The organism is Streptomyces sp. NPDC088766, from assembly GCF_044750845.1.
Classification (GTDB): domain Bacteria; phylum Actinomycetota; class Actinomycetes; order Streptomycetales; family Streptomycetaceae; genus Streptomyces.
Genome location: NZ_JBIVKQ010000015.1, coordinates 32,754 through 51,357, shown reverse-complemented (window position 1 = coordinate 51,357; position 18,604 = coordinate 32,754). Strand labels below are relative to the sequence as shown.

Genomic DNA, 18,604 nt, shown 5'->3' with positions numbered 1-18,604 from the left:
GAGACTGGTACAGGTCGCTCAGATGCCCGATCCGAGGGAGTTCGTCGTGTAGGCGCACTCCGTGTAGATGTAGCCGGACTCCAGCTTCGCGGTGTCCGTGGCGGGCGTGGAGGAGGTGGAGGAGCTGCTCGACGCCGACTTGTGCACGAAGTAGGTGGTGCCGGGTGGCAGGCTGATCGTGCGCTGCGGGTAGTTCTTGCCGCCGCTGCACGGCTCGAAGCCGGGGGTGAGGGTGCTGCCCAGGGAGTACGCCTTGCAGCTGCCGCAGGCCTTGAGGGTGAGGCTGCCCGTCACCGGGCCGGTGTAGAGGACGGTGACCTCGTCGGGGCTGTCGTTCTTCACCGTGACCGAGATGCTGCCGCCGGACCGTGTCGTGGGCAGGGTCCTGCCCGCGGCCGGCAGGGTCTGGGCGATCTCCGCCCCGATCGCGATCTTCTTCGCCCGGGCCGCGTTCTTGGCGGTCCTGTGCGCCGAGACGTACTCGTCCATCGTCGTCTGCGCGGCCTCGAAGTCGCCGTCCCGGTACTGGTCCACCCCGCAGGTGTACGTGCCCGAGTCGGCGCTGCTGGTGGCGCGTCCGGCGTCCTTGGTGAGGGCGGCCTCGATGCCCGCCTCGTCGCCCGGCAGGTCCGCGATGTCGGCGCCCAGGTCGCGCAGCCGCTCGACCGCCGTGCAGGGTTCGGCGCCGGAGAGGCCCTTGACCTCGCGGGTGACGGCGGCGGCCACGGCAGGCTGGACCTTGGCGGCCTGGTCGGAGTCGGGGAAGGTGGTCAGCAGTTCGCCGAACTGGGACGCCCAGGTGGACCGGTCGGAGGCCAGGCCCCGCGAGGCGCATTCGTACAGGGAGGTGGCCAGCCGGTCGTCGGGCCACTTCTCCAGGTTGCCGAGGTCGGTCGAGGGCATCGCCTCGGGGACCGTGCGCAGGTAGGTGAGGGGCGCTATCGCGGTGCAGTAGTCGGCGTCCTCGTACGGGGCGGCGACCGTGGTGTAGAAGGTCTTCATCCGGGTGGGCACCCGCTGGGCGGCGCGCGAGCCGGGGTGGCCGGATCCGAGGTCCTCGTAGGCCTCCAGCGCTTTGCGGTAGCCGGCCCGGCCGCTGCCGAAGTCCTTCTTGCCGGACGCCGTGACCAGTTCGTCGGCCTCGTCGAGGCGGTCGAGGAGCATCTGCTCCGTGGCCTCCTCCCGCGCGTCGTCGTACAGCACGACGCCACCGGCCGGTACGGCGAGCAGGACCAGGCCCACCAGCAGGGCGAGAGGTGCCCGCTGCACGATCGCCGCGCGGGAGCGCAGGCCGACGAGCGCGCCGTGCGCCGCGACCCCGGCGAGGAACACGGCGTACAGCAGGAGGGCCGCGACCGGGACGCCGTCCGGGTCGGCCGGGAGTGCCACGAGCAGCAGCACGGCGGTGGCGGTCCAGCACAGCAGCATGAGCACCCACCGGCGCAGCAGCGCGTATCCGAGGCCCAGGCCGCCGAGGTTGAGCACCGCGACCGCGACGGCCCGCGCGCCGTCCGGTGGCGCGGGCGGCGCCGGCGGCGGCGCCGACGGCATGGGTGGCACGTGGAAACCGCGGTCGTGCATGCCGTACTGATCTCCGGACATGGCTGTCCTCCCCCATCAACAGCGCCCGAACTTCGATGACTTGTCAGTCTACGGGTGCCGTTGCCCGGCTGACAGAGGTGACGGGCGCCCTCCGCGCCCGCAAAGACCGACGTGCTGCAGCGGATGGAGGGTCGTCCGCGCGACGCCCGGCTCGACGCGGGTGACCGGGCGTCGACAGGACTAGAAAATGAAAATGGTTATCGATAGCGTGTGGGTGCGCGCGGCTCGGCGTCCTCCCCTCCGGTGAGGCTTCGCCGGGCTGCCCCGACGTCCGAACCCGTCGCTGGAAAAGGGGAACTGTGGCTCATCTGCTGATGGTCGAGAGCTGGGTCGGATCGATGAGCAGGCTGTTGCCCCGGGCGATCGGGGAGGGCGGGCACACCTTCACCTTCCTCACCCGCGACCTGCACCACTACCTGCGCTCGGCCCCCGAGGGCACGGCGCACCCGCTGCTCGGCGCCCGCAACGTCATCACGGCGGACACCAACGACGTCGAGACCCTGCTCCCCGAGGCCGAACGGCTCCACGCGGCCCTGCGCTTCGACGGCGTCCTCACCTCCTGCGACTACTACCTGCCGGCCGTGGCCCGCATCGCCGACCGCCTCGGCCTGCCCGGCCCCGGCCCCGAAGCGGTCGGCAACGCCTGCCGCAAGGACGCCACCCGCCGCGTCCTCGCCGAGGCCGCGGTGCCCGGCCCGCGCTTCGCCCTGCACGAGGAGTGGGCCGACCTCGCCCGGTCGGCACGGCAGATCGGCTACCCGCTGGTCGTCAAACCGGTCGACCTGTGCGCCGGCATGTACGTGCGCCGCGTGGACGACGAGCGCGAACTCGCCGACGCCGTAAGGGCCCTGGCCGGATTCCCGGTGAACGCCCGCGGGCAGCGGCGGTCGCCAGCCGTCCTGCTGGAGGAACTGCTGGACGGACCCGAGGTGAGCGTCGAGACGGTGTCGTACGCGGGCGCGGTCCAGGTGGTCGGCGTCACCGACAAGAGCGTCGGCGGAGCACCCGCCTTCATCGAGACCGGCCACATGTTCCCCGCCGACCTGCCGCCCGCCGACACCGAGGCCGCCGAACAGACCGCCCTGGGCGCGCTCAAGGCCCTCGGCCTGACCGACGGGCTCGTGGCGCACACCGAGATCAAGCTGACCCCCGACGGACCCCGCGTGGTCGAGGTCAACCCCCGCCCGGCCGGCAACCGCATCACCGAACTCGTCCGCCACGTCACCGGCGTCGACCTCGCCGCCGCGTGCGTGGACGTAGCCCTCGGCCGCGCCCCCGACCTGCGGCCGCGCGACACCGGAGTGCGCAGCGCCGCCATCGGCTTCCTGGTGCCGGACCGCGCCGGCACCCTGGAGGCGCTCGACGCGACCGCCGTCCGGGACGCGGACGGCGTCCTCGAGGTGGAACTCGCCGAGCCCGGCCGGGCGGTGCGGGCGGCGGGCAGCAACAACGAGTACCTGGGGCACGTCATGGCCGCCGACACCCGCGGCCCCGGCGCCCGCGCCCGCGTCGAGGACCTGCTGACCGGGCTGCGCGTGGGACTGGTGGTCCGATGACCACCGCGGCCTTCCCCGCCTACGACGACCTCGTCGACCGCGTCCGCGGCGGCGTCCTCGGCCCCGACCCGGCCACGCTGCGGATCGCCGTCGCCTTCACCACCCGGCAGGCGGTACGCCACGACGGGCGCGGCACCGGCTACCGCAACGAGGTGCTCAGCCTCCGCCTCGACGAAGCCGTCGGCTCCTGCGCCGTCGAGCCGGGAGAACTGCCGGACGGCGTCCTCGACGACTGCGTCGGCGCCGACGTGGCCCGGCTCCTGCGTCACCCCCTGCCGCCGGTGCGGGTCGCCGCCCTCGACGCCTACCTCATGCGGGTCACCCCGCACACCCCCGAGCACGGCGCCCGGCCGGTCCCGCTGCCCGCCGGATCCTCCCTGGCGAAGTCCCGCGCCCGTGCCCGCGCCGTCGTCGACCTGCTCGACCTACCCGCCGGGGCGACGGTCCTCGTCGTCGGTGTCGTCAACTCCCTGCTCGAAGCGCTCCGTTCCCGCGGACTGCGGTACCTGCCGAGCGACCTCAAGGGCGGCACCACCGAGTGGGGCGAACCGGTCCTCACCGACGCGCTCGCCGCGGCCGGCCGCTGCGACGCCCTGCTGGTCTCCGGAATGACGCTCGGCAACGGCACCTTCGACCCCCTGCGCCGGCACGCGCTGGCGCACGGCAAGCAACTGGTGGCGTTCGCCCAGACCGGCAGCGCCGTCCTGCCCCGCTTCCTCGGCCACGGGGTGAGCGCGGTGTGCGCCGAGCCCTACCCCTTCTTCTGGCTCGACGGCGGGCCGGGCACCGTCCACCGCTACGGCTGTCCGGGAGGCGCGCGATGACGACGACCGCCGTCCTGCCCGATGCGCGCCGGGAACTCCTGGCGCTGCTCGGCCGTACGCCCGTGGTGCGCGTCACCGCCGACCTGCCCGGCGCCCACCCCGGCTTCTGGGCCAAACTGGAGGCGCTCTCGGCCGGCGGGATGAAGGCGCGGGCCGCGGTGTCCATGCTCCTCGGCGCCCGCGAACGCGGCGAACTGCGCCCCGGAGCACCGGTGGTGGAGTCCACCTCCGGCACGCTCGGCATCGGCCTCGCCTTCGCCGGACAGGCCCTCGGCCATCCCGTCGTCCTGGTCGGCGACCGCGAACTGGAGCCGTCCATGCGGCAGTTGCTGCGCGCCCACGGCGTCCGCCTGGAGATCGCCGACCGGCCCGCCCCTCGGGGCGGCTGGCAGGCCGCCCGCCTGGCCCGGCTGCGCGAACTCCTCACCGAACTGCCCGGCGCCTACTGGCCGGACCAGTACAACAACCCCGACAACACCGCCGGTTACGCCTCCCTCGCCGCCGAACTCGCCACCCAGCTCGACCATCTGGACATCCTGGTGTGCAGCGTCGGCACCGGCGGCCACAGCGCGGGCGTCGTCGGGCCGCTGCGCCGCCACTGGCCCGCGCTGCGGCTGATCGGCGTCGACGCCACCGGCTCCACCATCTTCGGCCAGCCCGCCCGCCCCCGCCTGATGCGCGGCCTCGGCAGCAGCATCCACCCGCGCAACGTCGCCTACGACGCCTTCGACGAGGTCCACTGGATCGGCCCCGCCGAGGCCGTCGACAGCTGCCGCAGACTCGCCCGCGGCAGCTTCGTCACCGGCGGCTGGAGCACCGGCGCGGTCGCCCGCGTCGCCGCCTGGGCGGCCCGCGTGCACCCCGGCGCGGTCGTCGCGACCGTCTTCCCCGACGGACCGCACCGCTACCTCGGCACCGTCTACGACGACGACTTCACCGCCGCGCACGGCCTCGACCCCGCCACCGCCGCCACCCGGCCCGTGGAGATACCGCACCCGCACACCGCCGAGGCGACCGGCTGGGCACGCTGCACCCGGGTCACCGACCCCCTCCACGCCCTCCCCGCCCAGGAGGGGAGCCGGTGAAGACCCACCTGCGGACCGTACGCCTCGTGCTCGCCGAGCCGCTGCGGATCTCCCGCTCCACCATGGCCGCCCGCGACGCCGTGTGGCTGACCGTGGAGCACGACGGAGTGCGCGGCCACGGCGAGGCCGTCACCAGCGTGTACTACGGTCTCGACACCGGCACCCTGCTGCGTCTCCTCTCCGCCGTCGACCTGGACCGCTTCGCCGACCCGGAGAGCGCCCTGGAGGCCCTGCCCCTCGTCGTACCCGACTCGCCGCCGGCGGTGACCGCCGCCGTCGAGGCCGCGCTCCTCGACCTCGTGGGCAAGCGCGCGGACACTCCCGTCCACCGGCTCCTCGGGACGCCCGCGCCACCCGTGGCCGCCACCGCCCGCACCCTCGGCATCACCTCCCTCCCGCACGCGGCGGCCGAGGCCCGGCGGCTCGCCGCGAGCGGCTTCGAGATCATCAAGGTCAAGGCCGGCGCCCCCGACCCCGAGGACGACATCGAACGCGTCCGCGTCGTCCGGGACGCGGCGCCCGGCGTGCGGCTGCTCCTCGACCCCAACGGGGCCTGGACGCTCGGCCAGGCCGAGGCGCTCCTGCCCCGCTTCGCCGACCTCGGCGTCGAGGCCGTCGAACAGCCCCTCGCCCCCGGCGACCCCGAGACACTGGCCGCCCTCGCCGAACGCTCGCCCCTGCCCGTCATCGCCGACGAGGACGCCGTCGGCATCGAGGACGCCCGCCGCCTCGCCGGACGCGTGCACGGCGTCAACGTCAAGCTCGCCAAGTGCGGCGGCGTCCGGGCGGCCCTGCGCGTCGCCGAGACCGTCGAGGGCAGCGGCACCGCGCTGATGCTGGGCTGCCTCACCGCCAGCAGCCTCGGCCTCGCGCCCGCCGTCCACCTCGCCGACCGGGCCCGCTGGGCCGACCTCGACGGACACCTGCTGCTCGCCCACGACCCGTGGAGCGGCATCGGCGGCACGGACGGCTTCGTCCGCGCGAGCGACCTGCCGGGACTGGGGGTGACCCGTGCGGACCTGGCGTGAGATACGTCGCTTCCCCTTCGCCGTCCGGCTCCTGCTGGTCAACCAGCTCGGCGTGAACACCGGCTTCTACCTCCTCGTCCCCTACCTCGCCGTCCACCTCGGCGAGAACCTGGGCCTGTCGGCGGCCGTCGTCGGCATCGTCCTGGGCATGCGCAACCTCAGCCAGCAGGGCCTGTTCCTCATCGGCGGCTCCGCAGCCGACCGGCTCGGCGCGCGGGGCGTCATCATCGCCGGCTGCGCCCTGCGCACGGTCGGGTTCGCGCTGTTCGCGCTGGGCGACGGGCTGCCGGTGCTGCTCGCCGCGTCGGTGCTCAGCGGACTCGCCGGCGCCCTGTTCAACCCGGCCGTGCGCACCTACCTCGCACAGGAGGCGGGGGAGCGCAAGGCGGAGGCGTTCGCCCTGTTCAACGTGTTCGCCACCACCGGCGCCCTGATCGGCCCACTGCTGGGCAGCGCGCTGCTCCTGGTCGACTTCCGCACCTGCGCGCTGACCGCCGCCGGCATCTTCGCCGTCCTCACCCTGGCGCAGGCGCTCGTACTGCCCGCGCGCACGGTGCCGCCCAGCGGGGGCGGCGTCCTCGCGGACTGGCGCGAGGCGGCCGGCAACCGGGCCTTCCTCGGCTTCGCCCTCGCCATGGTCGGCATGTTCACCCTGGAGAACCAGCTCTACCTGCTGCTGCCCGACGGCGCCCGGCAGGCCACCGGCTGGGACGGTGCCGCGGGCCTCGTCCTCCTCGTCGGCACGGTCACCGGCCTGACGCTCCAGCTGCGCGTCACCCGGACCCTCAAGTCGCGCGGCCACGGGGGCCGTTGGATCGCCGTCGGGCTGACCCTGATGGGCCTTGCGTTCCTGCCCCCGGCGGCGGTGTCCGGCCCCTCGTCCGACGGGTGGCTCGACGCCGTGCCCGTCCTGCTCGGCGCCCTCCTGCTCCACCTCGGCATCATGATCGCCTCGCCGTTCGTCATGGAGCTGATACCCGGCTTCGGCCGCCCCGAGCTGACCGGCACCTACTTCGGGATCTTCTACGTCGTCTCGGGCGTCGCCGCCGCCATCGGCAACACCGTCGTCGGCTGGGCCATGGACGCGGGTGAGCGGACCGGCGCCGGGTGGCTGCCGTGGATGTGCTGCGCCCTTCTCGGCCCGGCGTCGGCGGCCGGGGTGGCACGGCTGTACCGGCGCGGTGCGCTGCCCGGAAGCCCCGGAAGCCCCGGAGCCGTTGCCGCGGCGTCGGCTGCTCCGGCGGCGGCCCCGGCGGCCTCCGCGGATCCGGCGGGTCCGTCCGAGGAGAGGAGCAACGCGTGACGGTCCCCACGGACACGAACCTCCTCACCGACCGGCCCGCGCTCTACGAGGCCCGTTTCCCCGACCCCGACCGGCTGGCCGGGCGCTGGGCCGAGGACCGCCTGCGCCGCCACCACGCCGGTCCGCGGGTCCTCGACATCGGCTGCGGAACCGGCCGCGACGCCGCCCATCTGCACCGGGCCGGCCGCACCGTGACCGGCGCCGACCTCTCCGAGGCGATGCTCGGCCATGCCCGCGCCCACCACCCGGGTCCGGCCTACCGCCGGGCCGACCTGCACGGCTTCGACCTCGGCCGGGCCGCCTTCGACGCGGTGATCTGCCTGGACAGCTCCCTGCTGTACTGCCACACCAACGAGCAGCTCGACGGCTTCCTCGCCTCCTGCCGGCACGCCCTCGGGCCCGGCGGGCTGCTGGTCGCGGAGATGCGCAACGGCGCGTACCTCCTGGGCCGTACGGACCTCCTCGACACACCCAGGGCCGACGCTTTCACCTGGCGAGGCGTCACCCACCGCTCCGTCACGACCCTGTCCGTCGACCGTCGCGCCCAACTCCTGCGCCGGGTACGCGTGTGGGACGCCGACGACGGCACACCGCCCGTCGAGCAGCACTCCGCCTGGCGGCTCCTGTTCCCGCAGGAACTGCGGTACTTCCTCGCCGCGCACGGCTTCGAGGTCCTCGAACTCCACGACGGTCCGGGCCCGCGCACCGAACCCCCTTGGTGCGAGGGGGAGATGCCCGGCGCCACGGCCGACGGGGACCGTCTGCACCTCGTGGCCCGCCTGAGCAGCGCCTCCTGAGCCGCCCGCGTCCCGTTCGACGCCGCTCGATCCCACCCGACCCCACCCCAAGGAACAGCCATGCATGACGAACGTTTCCCCGGCCTGCACCGACGCGGCCTCCTCGCCGCCGGCACGGGGGCCGCCGCCCTCGCTCTCGTCGGCTGCGGCAACGGCGCCGGTGACGACCGGGCCGGCAGCGGTGACGGCAAACCCCGCAGGGGCGGGCGGCTGCGCGCCGCGTTCGCCGGCGGCGGCGCGAGCGAGACCCTCGACCCGCACCTGGCCAACCTGTTCGCCGACGTCGCCCGCGCCAAGGCCCTCTACGACAAGCTCGCCGACCACGGCCCCGACCTCTCCGCACGACCCCGCCTCGCCGCGTCCTGGGAACCCGACCGGACGCTCGCCCGCTGGCAGGTCACCCTGCGCGAGGCCACCTTCCACGACGGCAGGCCGGTCACCGCCGAGGACGTCCTGTACAGCTACCGCCGTATCGCCGACCCGAAGCAGGCGTACCGGGCGAAGGCGTCCCTGGAACCCATCGACCTCGACGCGAGCCGCGCCACCGGCGCACGGGGCATCGAGTTCGTCCTCAAACGGCCGACTGCCGAATTCCCCAACGTACTGGCCGCGTTCGGCGCCTACATCGTCCCCGCGAACGCCACCGGTCTCGACAGCGCGCCCGTCGGCTCCGGTCCCTTCCGGTTCGCGTCCTTCGCGCCGGGCCGCTCGGCCGTCTTCCGCCGCAACGCCGCCTACTGGGACGGTGCCCCGCACCTCGACGAGCTGGAACTCGTCGTCGCCAACGAGGAGTCGGCCCGCGTCAACGCCCTGCTCGGCGGCCAGGTCGAGTACGCCCACGAACTCAGCCCCACCACCGCCCGCGCCCACGAGGGCAAGGGCCGGATCGACATCGTGCGGCTGCGGGGCAGCGCCATGCAGGCCTTCTGCATGAAGACCGACCGCGCCCCCTTCGACGACAAGCGGGTGCGCGAGGCGTTCTTCCTGATCGCCGACCGCCAGGAACTCGTCGACGGTGCCCTGTCCGGCGCGGGCGTCGTCGGCAACGACCTGTTCGGCAAGGGCTACGAGTACTACGCCCACGGCCTCCCGCAGCGCACCCAGGACCTCGACCGGGCCCGCGCCCTGCTGAAACAGGCCGGCGCCGAGAAGCTCGAGGTCACCCTGGACACCTCGGCCGTCGCCGCCGGATTCACCGAGGCCGCCGGCATCTTCCGCGACCAGGCCGCCCGGGCCGGAGTCACCGTCGACGTGCGGACGGGCAGCAAGGACTCCTACTGGAGCGACATCCTCGACAACGGCACCCTGTGCTGCTATCGCTCCGGCGCCATGCCCATCGAGGCCCACATCTCGCAGCGCCTGCTCACCGGCTCCACCACCAACGCCACCAAGTGGAAGCACGAGGACTTCGACGCCCTGTACCAGCAGGCGCAGTCCACCCGCGACAGGACCGAACGGGCCGCCGTCTACGAGCGCATGCAGCGCCGTCTGTACGCCGAGGGCGGCTTCCTCGTCTGGGGGTTCGCCGACTGGATCATCGGAACCGCCCGCAATGTCAAGGGCGTCGAGACCACGGCACCCGCCAACACGCTCGACTGGGCCCGCTTCGACAAGGTCTGGCTGGCGTGACGAAAAGCTTGAAGGCGAGCGGCCTGCGCTCGTTCGTCGCCCGGCGGCTGCTCCTCGGCGCCGCGCAGACGGTGGCCGTCGTGCTGCTGGTCCTCGCGCTCACCGAGGCACTGCCGGGCGACGCGGCCGTCGTCCTCGCCGGCGACCAGCCCGACCCCGCGCGCATCGCCGCGATCCGCGAGGCCATGGACCTGGACCGCCCGGCGTACGAGCGCCTCGCGGACTGGGCGGCCGGCCTGCCGCACGGCGACCTCGGCACCTCCCTGACCTCCGGCCGCCCGGTGTCCGGCCACCTCGCCGACGGCTTCGGCCCGACCCTGCTGCTGGCCTGCCTCACCCTGGCCCTGCTCGTCCCGCTCGGCCTCGGCCTGGGCGTGCTCGCCGCCCGCCACGAGGGCCGGTTCGTGGACCGGCTGGTCAGCTCCGTCACCCTCGCGGTGTACGCGGTCCCCGAGTTCGCCCTCGGGATCCTGCTGGTGACGGTCGTCGCGCTGGAACTGGCCTGGCTGCCACCGACCGCCGTCGGCTACGGCACCGACCTGCTCGCCCACCCGGCCGCCCTGGTCCTGCCGGTGCTCGTCCTGCTCGCCCGGCCGGTCTGCTCCCTGTCCCGCCTGGTCCGCGCCGGCATGGTCGACGCCCTCGCCGCGCCGTATGCCGCCCACGCCCGCCGCTGCGGCGTCCCCGGCGCCCGGGTCCGCTACGGCCACGCCCTGCCCAACGCCCTCGCCCCGGCCGTGCAGCAACTGGCCCGTACCGCCGACTGGCTGCTGTGCGGGGTCATCGTCGTCGAGGCGCTGTTCGTCGTACCGGGCCTCGGCACGGTCCTGCTCAACGCCGTCGCCGAACGGGACGTACCGGTGGTGCAGGGGCTGGCCGTGGTCTTCGGGGTGCTGACCGTCCTGCTCAACCTGGGCGCGGACCTGGTGGCCCACCGGCTGACGCCCCGCGGGGAGGTGGCGGCGTGACCCGCGGCCGCTTCGTCCTCGGCCTCGCCGTCGTCGCCGTCCCGCTCGGCCTCGCCCTGCTGGGCCCCGCCCTCGCCGGCGAGCCGGGCCCCCGCTCCCTGTCCTTCGCCCTGGGCGAAGGACACCCGCTGGGCACCGACTTCGTCGGCCGCGACGTGTGGCGGCAGGTCCTGCACGGCGGCCGTACGGTCGTCCTCAGCGCGCTCGCCGCGACCGCCCTGGCCTACCTGGTCGCCCTGCCCGTCGGACTGGCCGCCGCGCTCACCCACGTGCGGCGCCTGGAGGAACTGCTGATGCGGCCGCTGGACGTGCTGCTCGCCGTACCGTCCCTGCTGCTGATCCTGCTCGTGGCGTCCGTGTTCCCGCCGGGCGCGGCCGGGCTCGCGCTGCTCGTCGCGGTGGTGAACGTGCCCGACGCGGCCCGGATCGTGCGGGCGGCGGCGGGCGAGGCCGCCGCCCGTCCGGCGGTCGAGGCGCTGCGCATGCAGGGCGAGACCCGGTGGCGCATCGCCGTGGGCTACGTCGGCCGGGCCGTCCTGCGCACCCTCGCCGCCGACGCCGGGATCCGGCTGACCGGTGTGCTGTATCTGGTGTCCACGGCCGCCTTCCTCGGCGTGGGCGTCGCACCGGACGCCGCCGACTGGGCGGTCATGGTCGACCGCAACCGCACCGGACTGTTCGTGCAGCCCTGGGCTGTCGTGGTGCCCGCCCTGCTGATCGTGGCGCTGACGACGGGCACGAACCTGCTCTTCGACGCCGCCCTGGAGAAGACCCCGCGACGGAAGGGACGACGTCCGTGAGCCACGACAGCGCCGCCGCGGCGGAGATCCGCGAGCTGCGCGTCGAGATCGACGGACGGGCCGTCGTCGACGGCGTCAGCCTGCGGGTGCCGCCCGGCCGGGTGACCGCGCTGGTCGGGGCCTCCGGCAGCGGCAAGACCACCACCGGCCTCGCGCTGCTGGGGGAGTACCCGCCCGGCGCCCGCGTCACGGGCGAGGTGCTCCGCTTCGGAGACGGACCCGTCGGATACGTGCCCCAGCACCCCGCGGCCGTCCTCAACCCGGCCCGCCGCATCAGCGCCCTCCTGCACGACATCGCCCGCTCCCGGGTCCGTCACCTGCCGCGCGCCGAACGCCGCACGGCAGCCCGCGAGCTGGTCCTGCGCGCTCTGGACGACGCCCAACTCCCCGACGGTGAACAGCTGTTGCGACGCCATCCGCACCAGCTCTCCGGCGGCCAGCAGCAACGGGTCGTGCTCGCCCAGGCCCTCCTGCTCGGCGCCCGCGTCGTCGTCGCCGACGAACCCACCACCGGCCAGGACGCGTTGACCAAGGAACGGATCGTCGCGCAACTGGCGGCGGTCGCGGCCCGGGGCATCGCGGTCGTGCTGCTCAGCCACGACCTGGACGTGGTGCGCGCCCTCGCCGACGAGGTCCTGGTGATGCGGGCGGGCCGGGTCGTGGAGTCGGGCCCGGCCGAACGGCTGTGGCTCGCGCCCCGGCACGAGTGGACCCGCCGGCTCCTCGACGAGAACCGGGCGGAACCACCGCGGGACACCGGCGCCGAGGCCGCCCGGCCCGTCCTGACGGTCCGCGGCCTGACCGCCGTCCACGGCGCCACCACGGTGCTGCGCGTCCCACGGCTCACGCTGGGCGCCGGCGAGTGCCTGGCCGTCGTCGGCCGGTCGGGCAGCGGCAAGACCACGCTCGCCCGCTGCCTGGCCGGACTGCACCGCGACCACACCGGCGAGATCCTGCTCGACGGGACGCGGCTCCCGCACAGCCTGCGGCGCCGCGACCGGGACCGGCTCGCCGCCGTGCAGTACGTGTTCCAGGACGCCCGCGCCGCGTTCGACGAGTTCCGGCCCGTCCTCACGCAGGTCGCCCGCACGGCGGTCCGGCTGCGCGGCACCGACGAACACACCGCCCACGCGGAGGCGTCGGCGACCCTGGCCCGCCTCGGCCTGCCGGCGGACCTCGCCCACCGCCCGCCCGGCGCCCTCTCCGGCGGCGAACTCCAGCGGGCCGCCCTCGCCCGCGCCCTGCTCGCCCGGCCCCGGGTCCTGGTCTGCGACGAGATCACCTCCGGCCTCGACCCGGTCACCCGGCGCGGCATCCTCGACCTCCTGGCCGGCCTCGTGCACGACGGTGACGACCTCGCCCTGGTCCTCGTCACGCACGACCTGGACACCGCGCGCCTCGCCCACCGCATCGCCGTACTGGAGGCGGGAGAACTGGTCGAACAGGGCCCGGCGCAGCGGATACTGACGGCACCCCGGCATCCGTTCACCGTCTCGCTGACGGAGACCGCGGCACGTCCGTGGACGCGAACGCGTCCGTGACGGGGCAGGGGGTCAGGGGCCGGGATGCCGGCCGGGCGGGCCGGCCGGCCCGTGACACCCGGCGGTACCACAGACCGGGCGACACCCGGCGGCACCGAAGAGGGGCGCCTGCCCGGCGGTACCGGGACCCGGCGTCCCGCCGCGGGCTCAGCCCCCGGCCAGCAGCGCCGCCAGTTCCTCCGGGCTGCGCGGTCCGGCGTTCCCTTCGGACAACAGGCCCTGACCGGCGAGCAGTCGGGCGACCGCGATGCCCCAGGGCAGGCGCAGACCCGCCTCGCGGAGCAGGTCCGTGCGGGCCAGCGAGGTGTCCGCCGGACCGGTGTGCGCGCCGGACGGGGTGAGCAGGGCCGCGTCGTCGGCCCAGCGCAGGGCGAGATCGACGTCGTGGGTGGCCATCACCACCGTCGTACCGGACGCGCGCAGCCCGTCCAGCGTGGCGAGCAGCCGTTCCTGGCCGTCCGGATCGAGCCCGGCGGTCGGCTCGTCGAGGATCAGCACGCGCGGCCGCATCGCGACGGCGCCCGCGATCGCGGTCCGCTTGCGCTGCCCGTAGGACAGCAGGTGGGTGGGCCGGTCGGCCAGGGCGGTGATGTCCAGCGCGGCGAGCGCCTCGTCCACCCGGGCCCGCACCTCGGCGTCGGGCAGCCCCAGGTTCAGCGGCCCGAACGACACGTCCTGGGCGACGGACGCGGCGAACAGCTGGTCGTCGGGGTCCTGCACCACCAGCTGCACGGTCGTCCGCAGCCGGGTCAGCCCCTTGCGGTCGTACCCCACCGGCCGTCCCTCGACCTCCAACGTACCCGTGCGCGGCCGCAGTCCGCCGCTGAGCAGCCGCATCAGGGTCGTCTTCCCGCTGCCGTTGCGGCCGAGCAGGGCGAGGGCCCGCCCCGCGCGTACCGTGAAGTCGAGGTCCTCGAGCACGGTCGGGCCGTCCTCGTACCCGAAGGAGACACCCCGCAGGGCGACCAGTTCGCTCATGACAGGGGCCTTTCCAGGACGAGGGTGAGGGCGGCCAGAGCCGCCAGGAGGGCGGCCGCGGCCACCGTGAAGCGCGCGGAGACGCGGGCCTCGGGCACCAGGACGCGCAGGGTGCCCTCGTAACCGCGCCCGGCGAGCCCGGCCTGCAGCCGCGCCGCCCGGTCGAAGGCCCGCACGAACGCGGTGGCGCCGAGCCCGGCCAGCGAACGCCACTCGGCGGCCCGCCCGGTGTGCCCGAGCCGGGCCGCCTGCGCCTCCCGGATCCGGCGCATCGAGTCCAGCAGCAGGAAGCTCATGCGGTACGTCACCAGGGCGACGTCGACGACCGGTGCGGGCACGCCTGCCCTCACCAGGCGGGGCAGCAGGTCCGACATGGGCGTGGTGAACGCGAACAGCAGCACGCCGAGCGAGGCGGCCGAGGTGCGCAGCATCAGCTCCCCGGCCCGCACCGGGCCACCGTCGGCCAGGGACACGAACCCGTCGGGCCCGCCCACCTGGAAGAGGAGGGTGAGCGCGCCCGTCGCGCAGAAGCCCAGCGGGACCCGGTAGGCGCGCCACAGCCGGCGGGGAGGCACCCCCGCCGGACCCAGCAGCAGGGTGAGCGCCGTCACCAGCACCAGGGCCGCGCCCGGCCAGGGCGGCAGGGAGATCGCGAGCAGGGTGAGGCCGAGCCCCAGCACGGCCTTGTCCACGGGATGGCGGTGGCGCCAGCGACTGCTGTGCGCCGCCGCGTCGATCGGCAGCACGTCCGATCAGACCCGTCCCCGCGGAGACTTCCCGGCGTCGGGCACGCTCACGTCGTCCCGTGCCTCGGCCCCGTCCCGTGCCTCGGCCCCGTCCTGTTTCTCCTCCAGTCGGGCCAGCGCCCGCAGTTCGCCTTGGCGGCGGCCACGGCGCACCCCGAAGTAGTAGGCGAGGACGCCCGCGCCCAGGGCCGCCTGGACGGCGAACAGCGCCGACTCGATCTCCCCGGACGGCGGCTCGTACAGGGGCGAGAACCACGGCTCGTAGTCCGGCTCCAGCTCGGTGATCGCCGTTTCCGCCTCGCTGTCGGAGCCGGTGAACGGCTGCTCCTTGTGGTCGCCGAGACCCAGGGCCAGCGGCAGCACCGCGAGCGCGAGCACGGCGAGCAGCAGCAGGAGGTTGATCCTCGTGTTCCGCTTCACCGGGCCACCGCCCCGGTCGTGTCCGGCTTCCGGCCCCCGGCCACCAGCACGCCCAGCCGGGTCAGTTCGCCCTTGCTGGACTGCACGAGGAGACGCATCACCAGGACGGTGAGGAGCCCCTCGCTCACGGCCAGCGGGATCTGCGTGACGGCGAAGATGGACCCGAACTTGCCGAGCGCGCCCAGGAACCCGCTGCTCGGGTCGGGGAACGCCAGCGCCAGCTGCACGCTGGTCACGCAGTAGGTGGACAGGTCGGCGACGAAGGCACCGGCGAACACCGTGACCATCAGCGGCACACCGTAGTGCCGCAGCAGGCGGTACACGCCGTATCCGGCCCACGGTCCGACGATCGCCATCGAGAACACGTTGGCGCCGAGCGTGGTCAGGCCACCGTGCGCGAGCAGCAGGGCCTGGAAGAGCAGGGTGATCGTGCCCAGCACGGCCATGATCGGCGGCCGGAACAGGACGGCGCCCAGGCCGGTGCCGGTGGGGTGCGAGCAACTCCCGGTCACCGAAGGGAGCTTGAGCGCGGACAGGACGAACGTGAAGGCGCCGGAGGCACCGAGCAGCAGTGTGCTCTCGGGATGCTCCCTGACTTCACGGGTGAGTGACCGGGCTCCGTGGACGACGAACGGCGCCGACGCGACGCTCCAGGCGACCGCGTGCACCGGAGGCAGAAAACCCTCGGCTATGTGCATGGCTCAGCAGACCCTCTCCAGCACCTCGTGGATGGTTGACGCGCCTTGGCCGGTCTCCTGGCTGACGGGTACCACCGCCCGTGCTCCGCCTTCCCGGGTCCGTGAGGACCCAGTGGCTGCCCGCGAGGGCCGGAGCCGGACTTCCCGATCACAGTGGCGAGGGCCGCACCGGCATCACACCGGATTTCCCGTTCACCAAGGCGTGGTGACAGTAGTGCGAGGACAGGGGCGGTGACAAGCGGGAACGGGGGCGCACGGACGGCGGACGCGGGATGCCGGCCCGGCGCACACCGGCCACGCCGACCACACCGGTCGGTGGCGGTACCGTTCGGGGCGCACCGGCCGGTCTGGGCCGGGCTGGTCGGTGCAGGGTCGGTCGGGATGCACCCGCCGGTCGTCGGCCGGGTCGGTTCCGGCACACCGGCCGCTCGGCAGCCGTGCCGGTCCGGGAATCCGGAAGTTCAGCGGCCGTGCCAGTCCAGGCACACCACGAGCGCGTCGTCCTCCGCCGCGGACCCGCCGCGGTGCCCCGCCAGTTCGCGCAGCACGGCACGCGGTACCTCGGCCGCCGGCAGCAGCCTGGTGGCGGTGATCGCGCGGGCCAGGGCGGCGTCCCCGTACGTCACTCCGCCGGGCGAGGCGAGCGCGTGGACGCCGTCACTGACGAACACCAGCCGGTCGCCGGGCTCCACCTGGAACGGCTGCGCCACGTAGTCGGTCTCCTCGAACATGCCCAGCGGCAACTGGGCTTCCAGGTCGACGGGTTCGACGGTGCTCGCCCGCAGCCGCAGCAGCCGCGGTGAGCCGGCGTCCACCACCTGGGCCCGCCCCGTGGTGACCTCGACCTCCAGCATCAGCACCGACAGGTGGCGGCGGCCCCGGTAGTGGGCGTGCACCGCCTGGTCGGCCAGCGCCGCCTGATCGGCGATCGGGAGGCCGGCCCGTCGCGCGTTGCGCAGCGCGTTGACCGCCAGGCTCGTCAGCAGCGACGCCTCCGTGCCGTCGCCGGTGCCGTCGCCCGCGCCGTTGTTGACGTACAGGGTGAGGCGGTCGTCCGTCGCGGACCAGTCGAAGTTGTCGCCGCGGACGGCGTAGGCGGGCTCCAGCTGGGCGCCGAGCGCGTATCCGGGACCGGTGCCGGAGCGGGCCGGGAGGAGCTGCCACTGCATCTCCGCGGCCAGGGTGAGCCGTTCCCTGCGCCGGGCCCGCAGGTACAGGTCGGTGGCCCGCTCGGCCACGACCACCTCGTGCCCGAGCACCTGCGCGACCTCCGCCAGCTCGCCCAGCTCGCCCGGCGCCCCGCCGTCCTCGGGCAGTGTGACCGACAGCACCCCGAGCCGGTCACCGCGCACCGAGACCGGCAGGTGGGCCCGCACCCGCCCGCTCCCGGCCGGTTCGACGTACGGCTCCTGCGCACCGAACGCCCGGCCCGCGGCGCTGTCGTACACCGACAGGGGCTCCCGGTCCTGAGGTCCGGCCACCGGCTGCAGCGACGTCAGGCCGTAGTCGGCCATGAGCAGCTCGACGCAGAGGGCCGCGTACTGCTCGACCAGCGCGCGGCGGACGGCCTCGACCAGTTCATGAGGTGCCGCCGTCCGCAGGGCACGCTCGGCGGTGACGAATCTGTTCGTGACAGGGGATACCACGACGGGAGTAACACCGATCCTTCGCTCGGGGGCCGGGTCGCCGGCCACGGGTGTCCCGCGCGCCCGGGCGGCGCGGCGGGTTCGAGGGGTGCCGGGGGCGGGGGAGCTGCCAGGGCGTGTTTCGAAAGTCCCTCCCCCAGAGGGGGTGCCCCCAGCGCGGCGGCGTCCGGCACGCACTCCCCCGGAGGGGGCACCCCCAGCCGCGTTGTCGGGATCGCCCCGATACAACCAGTGTCGGGGCGACCCTCCGCCTTGCGATCGCACGCACCAGACGCCGCCGGGCCTGCCCTTCGGGCAGACGACGCCACTTTCGAAACACGCCCTAGTACGCTGGCGGCCGTCCCAGTGCCTGCGAGAGTGTGACCGTGACTGCCTTCCGCCATCGCCCGGACCCCGACGAGGTCGCACGGGTGACCGCGACGGCCGCGGAGCTGCTGGAAGTGCTGTGGGGACGGGCCTCGACGGCGCCCGCCTCCGCTTCCCAGCTGCGTGTGCTGTTCGTCCTGGAGCACCAGGAGGGCATCAACCTGCGCACCCTCGCCGACTCGCTGGCCTCCACCCCGCCGTCGACGAGCCGCCTGTGCGACCGGCTCCAGGCCGCCGGGCTGGTGGAGCGGGTGGTGAGTCCCTCCGACCGGCGTGAGCTGCGGCTGCGCCTCAGTGGCCGGGGGCGGGCCTTCCTGGCCGACCTCCGCGGGCGCCGGGAGCGGGAACTGCGCGCGGTGCTCGCGGGTATGCCCGCGGGGAAGCGGAGTGCGCTGCTGGAGGGGCTCGACGCGTTCTGCGAAGCGGCGGCGGCCCGGGCGCACGACGAGGTACCGGACGCCGGCAGCCGTACGGCCTGACCGGCGGACCGCGGCCGCTCCGGCGCCGGGAGCCGGCGTACGGGGCGGCGCCCCACCCGGAACCTGCACACAAAGCACACATATGAGCACTGCTACCCCGAGCCGCCGCGAACCTGTACGGGCTGTGGCCGAGATCTC

17 protein-coding genes and 1 riboswitch are annotated in these 18,604 nt (G+C 74.5%); of the genes, 11 read left to right on the top strand and 6 right to left on the bottom strand.

What is annotated here, in order from left to right; translation table 11 throughout:
- Positions 1 to 18 precede the first annotated feature (18 nt).
- Positions 19 to 1,602, bottom strand: a complete 1,584-nt coding sequence (locus ACIP5W_RS21450; RefSeq protein WP_401475702.1) for a hypothetical protein — start codon at positions 1,600 to 1,602, stop codon at positions 19 to 21.
- A 299-nt stretch (positions 1,603 to 1,901) separates the two neighbouring features.
- Here ACIP5W_RS21450 and ACIP5W_RS21445 point away from each other — a divergent pair, with 299 nt between their 5' ends.
- From ACIP5W_RS21445 to ACIP5W_RS21400, 10 genes are read left to right on the top strand one after another with little or no spacing between them, the layout of a single operon-like run.
- The gene (locus ACIP5W_RS21445) at positions 1,902 to 3,158 is read left to right on the top strand and encodes an ATP-grasp domain-containing protein (protein WP_401475699.1); all 1,257 of its coding nucleotides are present in this window, start codon (positions 1,902 to 1,904) and stop codon (positions 3,156 to 3,158) included.
- Entirely contained in the window at positions 3,155 to 3,982 is an 828-nt protein-coding gene (locus ACIP5W_RS21440) for a Rossmann-like domain-containing protein (protein ID WP_401475696.1), read from the top strand. Before ACIP5W_RS21445 ends, ACIP5W_RS21440 begins: the two co-directional genes overlap by 4 nt.
- Positions 3,979 to 5,067: a PLP-dependent cysteine synthase family protein gene (locus tag ACIP5W_RS21435; RefSeq protein WP_401475693.1), complete on the top strand. Its 1,089-nt coding sequence runs from the start codon at positions 3,979 to 3,981 to the stop codon at positions 5,065 to 5,067. The genes ACIP5W_RS21440 and ACIP5W_RS21435 overlap by 4 nt, the downstream gene beginning before the upstream one ends.
- Positions 5,064 to 6,095 carry a mandelate racemase/muconate lactonizing enzyme family protein gene (locus ACIP5W_RS21430; protein WP_401475690.1) on the top strand — a complete coding sequence of 344 codons (1,032 nt, stop codon included), beginning with the start codon at positions 5,064 to 5,066 and terminating at the stop codon, positions 6,093 to 6,095. Before ACIP5W_RS21435 ends, ACIP5W_RS21430 begins: the two co-directional genes overlap by 4 nt.
- Positions 6,079 to 7,398, top strand: coding sequence for an MFS transporter (locus ACIP5W_RS21425; protein ID WP_401475687.1), 1,320 nt, complete (start codon positions 6,079 to 6,081; stop codon positions 7,396 to 7,398). Before ACIP5W_RS21430 ends, ACIP5W_RS21425 begins: the two co-directional genes overlap by 17 nt.
- On the top strand, positions 7,395 to 8,195 hold the full coding sequence (locus ACIP5W_RS21420; protein ID WP_401475684.1) for a class I SAM-dependent methyltransferase: 801 nt from the start codon (positions 7,395 to 7,397) through the stop codon (positions 8,193 to 8,195). Before ACIP5W_RS21425 ends, ACIP5W_RS21420 begins: the two co-directional genes overlap by 4 nt.
- A gap of 60 nt (positions 8,196 to 8,255) precedes the next feature.
- Positions 8,256 to 9,824, top strand: coding sequence for an ABC transporter substrate-binding protein (locus tag ACIP5W_RS21415; protein ID WP_401475681.1), 1,569 nt, complete (start codon positions 8,256 to 8,258; stop codon positions 9,822 to 9,824).
- An 8-nt stretch (positions 9,825 to 9,832) separates the two neighbouring features.
- Positions 9,833 to 10,792, top strand: coding sequence for an ABC transporter permease (locus tag ACIP5W_RS21410; protein ID WP_401476052.1), 960 nt, complete (start codon positions 9,833 to 9,835; stop codon positions 10,790 to 10,792).
- Entirely contained in the window at positions 10,789 to 11,592 is an 804-nt protein-coding gene (locus ACIP5W_RS21405; RefSeq protein WP_401475678.1) for an ABC transporter permease, read from the top strand. The genes ACIP5W_RS21410 and ACIP5W_RS21405 overlap by 4 nt, the downstream gene beginning before the upstream one ends.
- Positions 11,589 to 13,133 (top strand): ABC transporter ATP-binding protein, encoded by a 1,545-nt coding sequence (locus ACIP5W_RS21400; RefSeq protein WP_401475675.1) that lies wholly within the window; start codon positions 11,589 to 11,591, stop codon positions 13,131 to 13,133. Before ACIP5W_RS21405 ends, ACIP5W_RS21400 begins: the two co-directional genes overlap by 4 nt.
- A gap of 147 nt (positions 13,134 to 13,280) precedes the next feature.
- On the opposite strand, the gene ACIP5W_RS21395 is transcribed toward ACIP5W_RS21400, so the two are convergent.
- The 5 genes from ACIP5W_RS21395 to ACIP5W_RS21375 all read right to left on the bottom strand — a co-directional run bounded on the left by ACIP5W_RS21395 (position 13,281) and on the right by ACIP5W_RS21375 (position 17,621).
- Entirely contained in the window at positions 13,281 to 14,111 is an 831-nt protein-coding gene (locus tag ACIP5W_RS21395; RefSeq protein ID WP_401475672.1) for an energy-coupling factor ABC transporter ATP-binding protein, read from the bottom strand.
- A complete protein-coding gene (cbiQ, locus tag ACIP5W_RS21390; protein WP_401475669.1) occupies positions 14,108 to 14,857 on the bottom strand; it encodes a cobalt ECF transporter T component CbiQ in 750 nt (249 codons plus the stop codon). Before cbiQ ends, ACIP5W_RS21395 begins: the two co-directional genes overlap by 4 nt.
- 6 nt (positions 14,858 to 14,863) lie before the next feature.
- Positions 14,864 to 15,277 carry an energy-coupling factor ABC transporter substrate-binding protein gene (locus ACIP5W_RS21385; protein ID WP_401475666.1) on the bottom strand — a complete coding sequence of 138 codons (414 nt, stop codon included), beginning with the start codon at positions 15,275 to 15,277 and terminating at the stop codon, positions 14,864 to 14,866.
- Positions 15,274 to 15,975 carry an energy-coupling factor ABC transporter permease gene (locus ACIP5W_RS21380; RefSeq protein WP_401475664.1) on the bottom strand — a complete coding sequence of 234 codons (702 nt, stop codon included), beginning with the start codon at positions 15,973 to 15,975 and terminating at the stop codon, positions 15,274 to 15,276. The genes ACIP5W_RS21385 and ACIP5W_RS21380 overlap by 4 nt, the downstream gene beginning before the upstream one ends.
- 29 nt (positions 15,976 to 16,004) lie before the next feature.
- Positions 16,005 to 16,190: riboswitch (cobalamin riboswitch) on the bottom strand.
- Between the two features lie 246 nt (positions 16,191 to 16,436).
- Complete coding sequence (locus ACIP5W_RS21375; protein ID WP_401475661.1) at positions 16,437 to 17,621, bottom strand: PP2C family protein-serine/threonine phosphatase; 1,185 nt, start codon at positions 17,619 to 17,621, stop codon at positions 16,437 to 16,439.
- 359 nt (positions 17,622 to 17,980) lie between these two features.
- Here ACIP5W_RS21375 and ACIP5W_RS21370 point away from each other — a divergent pair, with 359 nt between their 5' ends.
- Positions 17,981 to 18,466: a MarR family winged helix-turn-helix transcriptional regulator gene (locus tag ACIP5W_RS21370; protein ID WP_401475658.1), complete on the top strand. Its 486-nt coding sequence runs from the start codon at positions 17,981 to 17,983 to the stop codon at positions 18,464 to 18,466.
- The last annotated feature ends 138 nt before the right edge of the window (positions 18,467 to 18,604 follow it).